Raw genomic sequence first — 12,281 nt, forward strand, 5'->3', positions numbered from 1 at the left:
CTCATTCGGCGGAGAGGCGTTTGACAGGTCAATCAGGTTTCGCTAATATCTGAATATTACTTCAGATATTCATGTATTTTGAGATGGGACAAAATTGCTGTGGTGGCACTCATGAACATGACTCAAACCAGGGTTACACTGATGATCAAACCGAATTTAGCTGGCAACAGGAACTCATCCCCATTACGTTCTCTGGGGTCTTATTTTTAATCGGTTTAATTTTTCACGAAGCCCTCCGTAACACCCCTTACCACATTGCTGAGTATGTTGTCTTACTGCCGGCTTATGTGATGAGTGGTAGGAGTGTGATCACCAGTGCGGGGCGTAACATCCTCAAGGGACAACTCTTTGATGAAAACTTTTTGATGACCATTGCCACCCTCAGCGCGATCGCGATTCACAAAATACCGGAAGCGGTGGCGGTCATGCTGTTTTTCCAAATAGGAGAATTATTCCAAGGGTATGCCGTAGGGAAATCCCGTCGCTCGATTCAATCCGTACTGGAAGTACGCCCTGATAGTGCGAATCTCAAAACTGAAGAAGGGGTGACAACCGTTTCTCCTGACAGTGTTGAGGTTGGGGCGTTAATCCTCGTGCGGGCTGGGGAAAAAGTGCCTTTAGATGGCGAAATTGTGGAAGGGAACTCTCAACTTGATACTTCCGCCCTTACTGGCGAATCCATTCCGCAAACGGTTCAAGCAGGGGATGAAATTTTAGCTGGATCCATTAATCACGCTGGGGCTTTAACGGTGCGCGTGACCAAACCCTTTGCTGACTCCTCGATCTCTAAAATTCTCGATTTGGTGGAGAATGCCAACAGTAAAAAAGCAGAAACTGAGAAATTTATCACCACTTTTTCTCGTTACTATACCCCGGTGGTTGTTTTCTTATCCCTTGCGGTTGCAATTCTTCCTCCTTTGTTTGTCAGTGGCGCAACCCAAGCGGAATGGACGTATCGCGCCTTAGTGTTACTGGTTATTGCTTGTCCGTGCGGTTTAGTGATTAGTGTGCCCTTAGGTTACTTTGGTGGTGTGGGAAATGCCGCAAAAAACGGCATTTTAGTGAAAGGGGCAACCTTTTTAGATGCCCTCACGCAAGTGCAAACGGTTGTTTTTGATAAAACGGGAACCCTGACGAAAGGAAACTTTCAAGTAACAGACATCGTAACCTACAATGGTTTGAGTAAGCCTGAATTACTGGAATTAGCAGCGACCGTGGAATCCCACTCTAATCATCCCGTCGCGCAGTCGATTCGAGAAGCCCATGGCAAAGGAATTGATGATTCCACTCTGCAAAACTATCAAGAAGTTTCGGGACATGGCATTATTGCGGAAGTAAACCAGCAAGTCGTTTTAGTGGGAAATGATCGCCTCCTGCATCGAGAAAATATTCCGCATCAAGCAGAGGTTTGCCATTTGGAAGGGACGATCGCGCATACAGCAGTGAATGGGGAATATAGTGGACACATTATCATTGCTGATGAGTTGAAAGCGGATGCAGTAGAAGCGATTGCCAGCTTAAGAAGGAAAGACATTAAGGTGGTAATGCTCACAGGCGATAATGCCATGGTTGCTCGAAGCATTGCCCAACAATTAGGGGTAGATCGTTATCAAGCGGACTTATTACCGGAAGACAAAGTCACTGCTGTTGAAGCAATTCTCGAACAAGTTCATCGCCTTCATCGCCAGAAGACGAAAGTTGCCTTTGTCGGGGATGGCATTAATGATGCCCCTGTAATTGCTCGTGCGGATGTCGGGATTGCCATGGGCGGTTTAGGATCGGATGCCGCCATTGAAACCGCTGATGTAGTTATTATGACCGATGCGCCTTCTAAAATTGTACAAGCCATCGCGATCGCGCAGAAAACCCGTCAAATTGTTTGGCAGAATATCGGTTTTGCTTTAGGCATTAAAGGATTGTTTATCTTGTTTGGTGCGATGGGATTAGCAACCTTATGGGAAGCCATTTTTGCCGATGTTGGTGTCGCCCTAATTGCCATTTTCAATGCCGGTCGGATTTTAAGATTTAAGGCTTCATCAGATTCAATAATTGATTGATTTAATTTTTCCAAAAAGCAGATTGGTTTAATCCATTTATAATGATAGCATTACTAACAGAAACCAATTTAATCATTGCAACCGAAATTTTCCTAATCTTTTCCCTTCCTTTAGAATTAGGATTTTCTGACGCAATTTGAAAAAATTGGGAATTAAATAAACTGCTTCGAGAATGAAAAACTAATGATACAGCGCGTAGTGTCATACCATCAAATTAATCGTCAGTATCAGTTACCTTTGCTTGCTCAAATTCATCTTCTGAAAACTGAGAAGATTCCCTTGTGCCAGAAAAACTTCCCTGTGCTGTTTCCAAGTCTTCTTTCGAGACCGGTATTTGCGATGTCTTTTCTGATTTCAGCACATCGAGAGAAATTTGTAATTGGGGTCCTGACCTCGCCAATCGGATCACCATCCCATTTTTAACTAAGGCACGACTAATCCGTTTTCCTTCATAGAAGGTTCCGTTAGAACCCATATTAATCACTTCCCAGTCTTTTCCTTTCCGTCGAATTTCAACGTGATGACGAGAGATAACGGCACTGTAGAGAGTGACCTCATTATTCCTAGATCGTCCAATTCTGATGACAGATTTGGGTTCAAAACGCCAAGTTTGAACCGCAACAGAGTGTTGAGGATGCAGCAGGGTCAAAGTAATCATCGGGGTTTGGTTTTCCGATGAATTGTGAGAGGGTGGAGTTTTCTGCACGTTTTCGCCTTTATCGCCAGAATAAGTAGGTTGAAATGATGCCATTTTATACTGAGACTGTATTCTCGATGTTGGTGGTTGCAGTAAGCAAGGAGATTTCTCGGTAATTTTTTTTCTAATGTTCAAAGCTAAGTTAACTAAGGTTAGTCTTTACTCTGAACTTTCAACTCTAAAAGCCTGGAAACCCACAATTCAATCTGAACTTTAGACATTATACCTCAAAGTTCAATTCTCTCCTGCACTGCTTTCTAAGGTTTAATCAATAGTTAGAATACTCAACCTCCGCTCTCAGAAAACATAATTTCTAACTGGATCAGATTGGGGATCATGACATTTATTTGAAGATGATTAACACGTTGAAATAAATATTACTATTCTAATTAGTTTTTTTTCAAAAAAAAATGAGGAAATTACTTAATATCAGACGTATTTTTTTCTAAAGATAGCAAAGGAAAAAGTAACTAATTTTCCCCTAGAGATGAACCATTCGACTAGCAATGGGCATTCGCCAACCCGTACCAAAGGCGCGATCAGTCACCTTTAAGCCGGGAGGGGCTTGACGGCGTTTAAATTCTGCTTTCTGCACTAATTTAGTCACTTTTTGCACTGTTTCTACGTTAAAGCCGGCAGTAACAATTTGCTGGGGCGATTGATGTTCATGAATAAAACGGTGCAAAATTTCGTCAAGGATTTCGTAAGGCGGTAGCGAATCTTGATCTTGTTGATCGGGCTTAAGCTCAGCACTCGGTGCTTTCGTGATCACATTTTCAGGAATGATCTCTTGGTTTCGATTGAGCCATCGACATAGAGAATAGACGCGGGTTTTGGGAATATCGGAAATCACTGCAAGACCTCCATTCATATCACCGTATAAAGTGCAATAGCCCACTGCCATTTCTGATTTATTGCCGGTTGAGAGTAATAAATAATTAAATTTATTCGCGATCGCCATTAAAAGATTACCCCGAATTCTCGACTGTAAGTTTTCCTCGGCAACGCCAAATTCGGTTCCGGCAAATAAGGGCTCTAGAATTTCATCGTAGGCTGCCATGGCTGATTTGATTGGTAAAGTGATGTGACGAATCCCTAAGTTGTTGACCAGGGCTTCCGCATCAGTAACGGAACTCGAAGAACTATAAACAGAGGGCATCAAAACCCCGAGAACATTCTCTTCTCCAAATGCCGATCGCGCGATCGCGGCAACCAGAGAAGAGTCAATTCCCCCGCTCAAACCAATTACAACTTTTTCAAAGCCACATTTGCAGGCATAATCTTTGACTCCTAACACCAGCGCTTGCCAAATTTCTTCGTCTTCGTTTTCTAAAGCGGGTGCAATTTGGGTCGAGATTAAATCTTGTTGACGGGATGAAAATTCTGTAATGATTAAATCGTCTTGAAAAGGATGAGCGCGTGCCACTAATTTTCCCTCGCGATTGAGGGCGACACTGGTGCCATCAAAAATCAGGTCGTCATTAGCACCGACTTGATTGGCATAAACAATGGGAATGGCATAATAACAAGCACTATGGCTTAGCATCGCTTCTCTTAATTTTTGTTTGCCCGCACTATAAGGAGAAGCCGATAAATTAACAATCAGATCAGCCCCATGAGCCGCTAAATCTTCCAAGGGATTGTGAGCATAATTGCGTTTTCCCCAGAATTTTTCATCATTCCAAAGATCTTCGCAAATGGTGACGCCAATTGTAATTGGGCTGAAAATACCATTGGCTTGTTCCTCTTTAATCACAAAGCAATTACTTTGTTTTCCTGGTTCAAAATAGCGCACTTCATCAAAGACATCATAGGTGGGAAGTAAACGTTTATGAAAATAAGTAACTACCCTGCCTTCTTCGACTAAAGCAATCGTATTATGTAAGGGTTTTTCTCCTTTTTCCGCAGCGTGAGGATTAACTGTTGCCAATCCCACTAAAACCGTTAATTGGGGAGGGAGGGCTTGCGCTAAGCGCTCCAATTGCTGAGACATCTTAGTAATAAAACTGGGATTGAGAAGATGATCGCGAGGGGGGTAGCCACATAGAGAAAGTTCGGGGGTGAGTAATAATTGCGCTCCTGCTTGCACTGCTTTTTCGGCAGCATCTAGAATATTTTGAGCATTTTGGTTTAAATCACCAATGGTGGGGTTGAGTTGCGCGATCGCGATTTTCATCATTCTTCACTTTAAATAAAAACTAGCGGTTTATCTTTTAATAAGGCAAAAGCATCTTCATCAAAGCTATATAAAGTTGCCGGTCGTCCCGCACCGCGCGAGACTTTTAATCCGGTGTCAGTTAAAAAACCTAACTTGAGAAGGCGCGCTCGGAAGTTAGAATAATCAGAAAAATTTTCTCCTAAAACCGTCGTGTAAAACTGATATAAATCGTTTAAAGTAAACGTTTCTGGCAGCACTTTAAACGCGATCGGGCTGTATTCTAACTTATTTCTTAAGCGTTGATAGCCGTAATCTAAAATGCGATTATGATCAAAGGCTAGTTGTGGGGTTTCTTTCAATAAAGACCAAACTGCTTTTTGTCCCTCTTTCGTAATTAATTCGGTATCTTCATATCGAACTAAGGCAAAATAACTGACCGAGAGATACCGTTGATTATAAGAATTTTTAGCTTCTCGCGGGTCCCGTCCGGGTTCCCCAAAGGTATAAAGTTGTTCTAAATAGAGATTTTCAACGGCTATTTTTTCCGATAAAGTCCGATAGGCAGCTGCCTCTAAAGACTCACCCACTCGCACTAATGTCCCCGGTAAACTAAAGGAATGGGCAAACGGTTCATGCTGTCGTTCTACCAATAAAATTAAGAGCCGATTGGAGTGAGTATCCACCGAAAAAATGACATTATCAACACCAACTTTAAACTCAGCAAGAGAGGTTGTAACGGCAGTTAATTTTGAGTTTTCCATCTTAATTTCGCGGTGGGGATTGACAGCATCCGAATGAAAGAATCAGCAGCTCAAGAATATAATTGTTGCTCAAGAATATACTGTTTCACAGAAGAATCGACGACGTCTGGCTTACCGTTTTGGCGATAAGCGGTTGATGAAACCGGCGGGGCATTGAGATCAGCGACTTCATAAGTGCCACCCATTTGGAAAAGCCGATTTAAGTCTTCTTCATGAGGCGGATAGCCGGGACGAGGGATAATTAATAAGTTAACCCGCCGCAGCAATTCTTCACTGGCATACCAACGGGGAATTTGGGCAATTAAATCAGAACCAATAACAAAGGTCAACTCAACATCTTTCCCCCAATGGGCTTCCGCTTTTTTAACCGTTTCTAAACTCCTCGGGCTACTCAGTGTACTGTCGAGGAGGATATTGTCTTTCGGCGTTTCTAGGGAGGCAATCATCAACTCTAACATTTTCATGCGATGTTGAAGTGGGGTTTGATCAGATTTTAAGGGATTATCGGCTGCCCAAACAGCGACTTGATCGTAATGGTGAGAGAGCCATTCTAAAATGATCTTGTGCCCTTGTGTTGGCGGATCGGCACTCGTCCCAAATAAAGCAACTTGTTTCGGTTTTGGCATGATTTTCGGAGTTATATCTCGCTGGTTTTCAATTGTTGAAGTGGGGAAGAGATTTGCACCGTAAGAGGAGTGGGATCGTTTAATTGACGAGCGGCGTCGGGAAGAGTAAGCACAGATTGGCGAGCGCGATCGCGCAAGGTGGCTAAAGATTCTACCGGTACGATCACTTCCCCTTCTTTCATCACTAATATCAACAAAGGGGTTTCTCCCTCGGCTGCTGATTCTGACATTAACCCTAAGCGATCGCGCTGTATCTTGCCTTGTTCCCAACGTCGGAAGATTTGCTTCCGCCCCGGATAGGTTTCCTTGCTGGTCGATTCTTTCTGGGTTCCCCTCCCATCAATTTCTACCAGTTTATACACCCCATTAACGGGCGTTCCGGTGACGAGGTTCGTACCTACCCCATAGCCATCAATGATGGCTCCTTCGGCTAATAACCGTTCAATTGCCCACTCATCCAAATCGCCACTGGCAAAAATTGCCGTTTCTGGCAGCAGCGATCGGACTTTTTGCGATAATTGCGCCACATCCCCTGAATCAATCCGGACACCAGGGACGTGACGCTCTCCCGCTTGCACTTGCTGGGCAAGACGTTCAGCAGCAGCAACAGTATCATACGTATCGATTAATAGGGGCGCTTCGGGAAAATAGCGACTAAAGGCAGTAAATGCTTCATCTTCTCCGCCGCGCAGTGCCGCGATCGCCATAACCAGCGAGTGTGCCATCGTTCCACTGGGCACTTCCCCTAACTTTGATGCTGCTGCCACATTCGAGGTGGCATCAAAGCCTGCTGCTAAAGCCGCTCGTGCTGCCCAAAGAGAAGCTTGGGGGCTAAAAGCACGACGAGTTCCAAATTCCAATAGCTTTGCGGTTTCTCCAGCAACATCTCGGATCCGTGCTGCTCTCGTTGCAATCAAGGTTTGATAGTTCAGGGTATTGAGGAGATAAGTTTCTGCTAGTTGCGCTTGCCAGAGCGGAGCGTCCACTCGCAATAGGGGTTCGTTGGCAAAAACTGCTGTTCCTTCTGGAACTGCCCAAACATCTCCCGTGAAGACTTTTCCTTCCAGGATTGACCAGAACTCTTGAGGGGCATGATTAAAAAGCCCCATCTGTTGCAACTGCTGAATTTGCTCCCGAGAAAAGTGCAGTTGTTGTAAATATTGGAGCGCTTGCGCTAATCCCATTGCAATGAGATAGCCATAGGAAGGAGGTAAACGGCGAGCAAATAACTCGAAACTGGCTGGTTTTTCAGCAATCCCTTCCCCCACATAACACGCTCCCATGGTTAACTCGTAGAGATCGGTTAAAAAGCTGTAGTCTTCGGGAGACACAGTTAAAGCGGGTTCCGACATGACATTCTGCTTGGAGTATAGATAAATCTTAATTTTAATTATAGTGATTTTTACCAAAATTGGAAAGGTCTTTCCTCTCACTCGGGAGGCAGAAATACCAAGCTGATGTTTACTCGCTCGCTTGATTACTGTTACGGGTATTTTCTCTACCAAGCAAGCTCTATCACTAACACCAATGAAGTCTCTCTCGATATTGAACCGCGGAATGAGGAGGGACCCTGCGCGGGTTTCCCGCGCAAAGGAACGCCCGACGATCCGGTGAGCCACAGGCAAGGGGCTGTGTGCGGAAATGAATTCCGCACCTTGAAAGCCCCGCTCCGGAATCAAATTCCGGAGAATGGCTCACTCTACCAACACAGCAGTTCTTTAGCAGAAGGAAAAAAGGATAGCCAATATTAACGAAAAAGGCTCTCCTAGACTAGATATACTAATTTATACATTGATAGCAGCTCAATCCCTAGTCAATTCAGGGGGGGCAACGAAACAAAAATTAAATTTTAGAAAAATTTAATTTTTACAATTCTGTGAAGCTTACCATGCAAGCTTTTTGGGCGTTATTTGCTATTATTTTGTCATAACCACCCTAGGAGAGCCACGAAAAATAGTATTACGGATGATCAAATGCAAGCAAAAAATTTCTGGTGGCTTTCGTAGTGTAGAAAGTGCCCAAAATTTTGCTAAGCCGGTTCCTGCACGTAACATCGCGCAACCGATTACCGATACTGCTGCGATTTGAAAGCAGGAGGAATACCACAAGACAGAGCATCAAGCGTTTGGATCAAACCACTCAATCCATAATTGCTTATTTTTAATCACATTTTAGTTTTGATCAAAATTATGTTTGATAGTTATGGTGCCTTATCGTAAGGGGTTACGCGATCATTGGCGATTATTTTGGAATCACTCGCGATATTTTCTATAGTGACTTCCGTGGAATAAATAATCAACTATTGCTTCTTGTATAGCTTCTTTTGAGTAACCATGTTGCTTACACTCTTTTAATAAAACATTAATTAAGTCTTTATACGGAGGAATATCATCGAAATGAGCATCAACCTTTTTGTAAATTTCGTGCTTTTTTCCTAAAAATGAAGCATTAGCCATTAGATTAACCTCAGTAAAAGTACTGGTATAGTGGAATAAGAACATTTTTATCATTGATTTTAATCAAATTAAGTAACTTTTTTTACGTATTAACACGAAAAATTAAGCTATAATTAAACAGTTTCTTTTTGTGTTGGTCCCGATGGCTGCGACCCCGCTTATGTTCATAAGGAATGGTTTGCCCATCACGAGTGCGAAGGGCATCCACTCGCCCTCGTAGTCGTAACGCCTTGCTGTCCAAATAAAGGTCTTCCCACTCTTCTCCTTCTTGTTTTTCTAACTCGGCATGGAGTCGCCGCCCGGCAAAAACCGCATCATATTGGGTGTAAAGTTCTTCCACTTCTTCGAGGTAGTTAAGTTTGAAGGTATCCAAAAACGAAGAACAAATGACCAATGACTAATGACGAGTAAGTTAAGATAGGTTTACAGAATGTAAGTGAAAAAGCCCTTCTGGATTAAAAAGAAAAGATGAACTCACCGATCCGAGCTGTGCAAGCCCCTTATTATGGAGGCGGAAATACCCGTACTCCTCCACCCGATTTACCCTCCCTTCTATTAAAAGAGCGTATTGTTTATCTCGGTTTACCTCTTGTTTCCCCTGATGAGTATAAAGAGCAACTGGGCGTTGATGTAACAGAATTAATTATTGCCCAGTTGCTATATCTGCAATTTGATGATCGGGAGAAGCCGATCTATATGTATATCAACTCCACTGGCACTTCTTGGTATGGCGGAGAATCCATTGGCTTTGAAACCGAAGCCTTTGCCATTTGCGATACCATCAACTATATTTCACCGCCGGTTCACACCATCTGCATTGGTCAAGCCATGGGAACCGCAGCGATGATTCTCTCTTCAGGCACAAAAGGTTATCGTGCTAGCCTTCCTCACGCGACGATTATTCTGAATCAACCCCGTCAGGGTGCCCAAGGACAAGCCACAGATATTCAAATTCGCGCGAAGGAAGTGTTGGCTAATAAACAAGCCATGTTGGAAATTTTGTCCAAAAATACCGGTCAACCGATCGAGAAAATTTCTAAAGACTCTGACCGGATGTTCTATCTGAGTCCCCAAGAAGCCAAAGAGTATGGACTCATTGATCGGGTACTCGAAAGTACAAAAGAACTTCCTTCCACAGCCGGAGTGCTCAGTTAAGCTGATTTAGAACACTTTTCAGGAATGATCAATTCCTAGACTCAATAACCCATAACCCGTAACAAATCACGAACAAAGGATAAAGTTTATGCCCATTGGTGTCCCTAGAGTTCCCTATCAGATGCCCGGTCAACCCTACAGTGATTGGGTCAATATTTACGATCGTTTGTATCGGGAGCGCATTATTTTCCTCGGTCGCGGAATCAACGATAGTTTAGCGAATCAAGTGATCGCAGTAATGCTTTACCTGGATTCCGAAGACCCCAGTAAACCGATCTATCTCTACATTAATTCCCCAGGTGGTTCAGTCAGTGCAGGCATGGCAATTTATGATACCATGCAGCATATCAAATCGGAAGTAGTGACCATTTGTGTTGGCATCGCTGCTTCGATGGGGGCATTCCTATTATCCTCAGGAACGAAAGGTAAACGTCTCGCCCTTCCTCACTCCCGAATCATGATTCACCAACCGATGGGAGGAACCCAGGGTAGACGACAAGCCACCGATATTGAGATTGAAGCCAGAGAAATTCTTCGGATCCGGGAGCAACTTGACCGAATTATGGCTGAGAATACCGGTCAGACGGTAGAGAGAATTAAAAAAGATACGGACCGCGATTACTTTATGTCTGCGGAAGAAGCCAAGGAGTACGGCATTATCGATCGCGTGATTGAAGATAAAAGCGTCTAGCGATTTCTTTTGTTGCTTACCCAGTAGAGGGTAGCCGAGCGGTTACCTTCTACATTCGCGCTAACGCGTTTAATTTAGCAATTTTGTCCTGGCTTAAACCGTCCAGTTCTTCTAGACTCAGCCATCCTTCTTTCACCAACTGGGAAAAAATAAAGATTAACATCGACTCGCGATCGTCATATTTGCCGTCAATTTCATGCCTCTTGGAACTGAGAAAATCATGTAGACGCCACATATCGTCCAGAGTTGCGATTGAAGCACTAGCACTACGAACTGTTTCGATCAACGTTTCTATTTCGCGCGATCGCGCTTTTTTCAAAGCAACCTGAGCAAGTTCTTTTTCTGCACTAGACCACTGATTTTCAGTCGTTGACATAATTCCATCTAAATGTGTGAACAGACTTATAGCTTATCAAAGGCTGTCTGAGAGTGTCTATGGCTTCAATTAGCATAACTAATGGAGTGAACTACTCACATCCGCTTACGCTGAGATGTGAGCTTCCTACCCAACAAACTGCGAAACCGTAGAAGTCTTTCGACCTCTGCTATCTCGACTAACATCTGGGCGATAGGCGATCTCCCCCGTTCCAGAGGATAAAATACGCAGTCCTTCCTCTCTTATATTCTTGGCAGCATTGATGTCGCGATCATGCTGAGTTCCACATTTTTCACACTGCCAATTTCTAAGATCAAGAGTCAGGTTTCTTACTTGATTTAGACATACATTACAAGTTTTAGAACTAGGGAAGAAACGATTGATTTCTTGATATACTTTTCCTTCCCATTCACATTTGTATTTCAACAGGGTACAGAATTGACCCCAACCTACTTGACTAATTGCCTTTGCTAAATTGTGGTTTTTGACCATGTTCTTGACTGCTAAATTCTCAACACACACAACTTGGTTTTCGTTTACTATCCTGCGTGATAGTTTGTGTTGGAAATCTAACCGACAGTCTGCTATTTTTTTGTGAACTCTAGCAACTTGTTTTCGGGTTTTGTTTCTGTTGTTAGAACCTTTTTCTCTTCTGGATAAACGTTTTTGTTTTGCTTTTAGATTTTGCTCGTGTTGGTTGAACCATTTAGGATTTTCAAACTTAGAACCATCGCTGGTAATAGCAAAATGATTGATGCCCAAATCGATGCCAATTCCTTTTCCATCTGCTGAGTTTTCAGGGGTTTCCTTTCCGTCTTCTACTAAAATAGAAGCCTAATAATGTCTTTGACAATTTTGGGAAACAGTTACAGTTTTAATTGTTCCTTTAATGTCACGATGGATTTTAGCGTAAACTACTCCTATCTTTGGAAACTTCAGACCGTTATCTTCTAAGGAAACATTTTGAGGATAACTAATTGACTGTTGGTGATGTTTAGCTTGGAAATTAGGAAAAGAAGTTCTACCTTCAAAGAAGTTGACGAAAGCCCGAGAAAGATTAAGAGCCACCACCTGTAAGCATTGAGAATAAGGTTCTTTCATCCATTCATATTCTTTCTTGAGATTAGTAATCTCTTTTTGAATAGCGAACCTAGAGAGTCCTTTTCCTGTTGCTTTATCAGTCTCATTGGTTAAATTGAGAGCATAGTTCCAAGCGAACCGACAACACCCGAAACTCTGAGCCAGATGCCGTCTTGGTTCTGCTGTAGGATAGATTCTTATCTTTGTTGCTCTTAGCATTACCA

The 12,281-nt window shown here is 43.1% G+C and carries 11 protein-coding genes and 2 pseudogenes; 4 read left to right on the forward strand and 9 right to left on the reverse strand.

The genetic code is table 11. The annotated features are described in order from the left end of the window. The first annotated feature begins 83 nt into the window (after nt 1-83). Nucleotides 84-2,057 carry a cadmium-translocating P-type ATPase gene (gene cadA, locus GVY04_14140; GenBank protein NBD17230.1) on the forward strand — a complete coding sequence of 658 codons (1,974 nt, stop codon included), beginning with the start codon at nt 84-86 and terminating at the stop codon, nt 2,055-2,057. A gap of 214 nt (nt 2,058-2,271) precedes the next feature. On the opposite strand, the gene GVY04_14145 is transcribed toward cadA, so the two are convergent. From GVY04_14145 to GVY04_14165, 5 genes are all read right to left on the reverse strand, one after another. Further along, nucleotides 2,272-2,715, reverse strand: a complete 444-nt coding sequence (locus GVY04_14145; protein NBD17231.1) for an FHA domain-containing protein — start codon at nt 2,713-2,715, stop codon at nt 2,272-2,274. Between the two features lie 520 nt (nt 2,716-3,235). Next, the gene (locus GVY04_14150) at nt 3,236-4,930 is read right to left on the reverse strand and encodes an NAD+ synthase (GenBank protein NBD17232.1); all 1,695 of its coding nucleotides are present in this window, start codon (nt 4,928-4,930) and stop codon (nt 3,236-3,238) included. A gap of 11 nt (nt 4,931-4,941) precedes the next feature. Next, nucleotides 4,942-5,673, reverse strand: coding sequence for an NUDIX domain-containing protein (locus GVY04_14155; GenBank protein ID NBD17233.1), 732 nt, complete (start codon nt 5,671-5,673; stop codon nt 4,942-4,944). Between the two features lie 50 nt (nt 5,674-5,723). Further along, nucleotides 5,724-6,299, reverse strand: a complete 576-nt coding sequence (locus tag GVY04_14160) for a nicotinate-nucleotide adenylyltransferase (GenBank protein NBD17234.1) — start codon at nt 6,297-6,299, stop codon at nt 5,724-5,726. 11 nt (nt 6,300-6,310) lie between these two features. After that, nucleotides 6,311-7,651, reverse strand: coding sequence for a nicotinate phosphoribosyltransferase (locus tag GVY04_14165; GenBank protein NBD17235.1), 1,341 nt, complete (start codon nt 7,649-7,651; stop codon nt 6,311-6,313). Between the two features lie 105 nt (nt 7,652-7,756). Here GVY04_14165 and GVY04_14170 point away from each other — a divergent pair, with 105 nt between their 5' ends. After that, entirely contained in the window at nt 7,757-8,050 is a 294-nt protein-coding gene (locus GVY04_14170; protein NBD17236.1) for a hypothetical protein, read from the forward strand. Nucleotides 8,051-8,551: 501 nt separating this feature from the next. Here the strand turns inward: GVY04_14170 and GVY04_14175 are convergent. After that, nucleotides 8,552-8,755: a hypothetical protein gene (locus GVY04_14175; protein NBD17237.1), complete on the reverse strand. Its 204-nt coding sequence runs from the start codon at nt 8,753-8,755 to the stop codon at nt 8,552-8,554. A gap of 85 nt (nt 8,756-8,840) precedes the next feature. Further along, nucleotides 8,841-9,149: pseudogene (locus tag GVY04_14180) on the reverse strand (Dna2/Cas4 domain-containing protein). 74 nt (nt 9,150-9,223) lie between these two features. Between GVY04_14180 and GVY04_14185 the strand changes: the two are divergent. Both GVY04_14185 and GVY04_14190 read left to right on the forward strand, forming a co-directional pair. Further along, a complete protein-coding gene (locus tag GVY04_14185; GenBank protein NBD17238.1) occupies nt 9,224-9,910 on the forward strand; it encodes an ATP-dependent Clp protease proteolytic subunit in 687 nt (228 codons plus the stop codon). Between the two features lie 88 nt (nt 9,911-9,998). Beyond that, the gene (locus GVY04_14190) at nt 9,999-10,601 is read left to right on the forward strand and encodes an ATP-dependent Clp protease proteolytic subunit (GenBank protein ID NBD17239.1); all 603 of its coding nucleotides are present in this window, start codon (nt 9,999-10,001) and stop codon (nt 10,599-10,601) included. A 49-nt stretch (nt 10,602-10,650) separates the two neighbouring features. Here GVY04_14190 and GVY04_14195 read toward each other — a convergent pair whose 3' ends face one another. Both GVY04_14195 and tnpB read right to left on the reverse strand, forming a co-directional pair. Beyond that, nucleotides 10,651-10,977, reverse strand: a complete 327-nt coding sequence (locus GVY04_14195) for a hypothetical protein (GenBank protein ID NBD17240.1) — start codon at nt 10,975-10,977, stop codon at nt 10,651-10,653. Between the two features lie 126 nt (nt 10,978-11,103). Beyond that, nucleotides 11,104-12,276, reverse strand: a pseudogene (gene tnpB / locus GVY04_14200) (IS200/IS605 family element transposase accessory protein TnpB). Nucleotides 12,277-12,281 lie beyond the last annotated feature (5 nt).

Source organism: Cyanobacteria bacterium GSL.Bin1 (assembly GCA_009909085.1).
Lineage (GTDB): Bacteria > Cyanobacteriota > Cyanobacteriia > Cyanobacteriales > Rubidibacteraceae > Halothece.

What these genes read in the sequence shown, in the direction of transcription:
- cadA (NBD17230.1), top strand. Translation starts at nt 84, where the DNA reads ATGGGACAAAATTGCTGTGGTGGCACTCATGAACATGACTCAAACCAG.
- GVY04_14145 (NBD17231.1), bottom strand. Translation starts at nt 2,715, where the DNA reads ATGATTACTTTGACCCTGCTGCATCCTCAACACTCTGTTGCGGTTCAA.
- GVY04_14150 (NBD17232.1), bottom strand. Translation starts at nt 4,930, where the DNA reads ATGAAAATCGCGATCGCGCAACTCAACCCCACCATTGGTGATTTAAAC.
- GVY04_14155 (NBD17233.1), bottom strand. Translation starts at nt 5,673, where the DNA reads ATGGAAAACTCAAAATTAACTGCCGTTACAACCTCTCTTGCTGAGTTT.
- GVY04_14160 (NBD17234.1), bottom strand. Translation starts at nt 6,299, where the DNA reads ATGCCAAAACCGAAACAAGTTGCTTTATTTGGGACGAGTGCCGATCCG.
- GVY04_14165 (NBD17235.1), bottom strand. Translation starts at nt 7,651, where the DNA reads ATGTCGGAACCCGCTTTAACTGTGTCTCCCGAAGACTACAGCTTTTTA.
- GVY04_14170 (NBD17236.1), top strand. Translation starts at nt 7,757, where the DNA reads ATGTTTACTCGCTCGCTTGATTACTGTTACGGGTATTTTCTCTACCAA.
- GVY04_14175 (NBD17237.1), bottom strand. Translation starts at nt 8,755, where the DNA reads ATGGCTAATGCTTCATTTTTAGGAAAAAAGCACGAAATTTACAAAAAG.
- GVY04_14185 (NBD17238.1), top strand. Translation starts at nt 9,224, where the DNA reads ATGAACTCACCGATCCGAGCTGTGCAAGCCCCTTATTATGGAGGCGGA.
- GVY04_14190 (NBD17239.1), top strand. Translation starts at nt 9,999, where the DNA reads ATGCCCATTGGTGTCCCTAGAGTTCCCTATCAGATGCCCGGTCAACCC.
- GVY04_14195 (NBD17240.1), bottom strand. Translation starts at nt 10,977, where the DNA reads ATGTCAACGACTGAAAATCAGTGGTCTAGTGCAGAAAAAGAACTTGCT.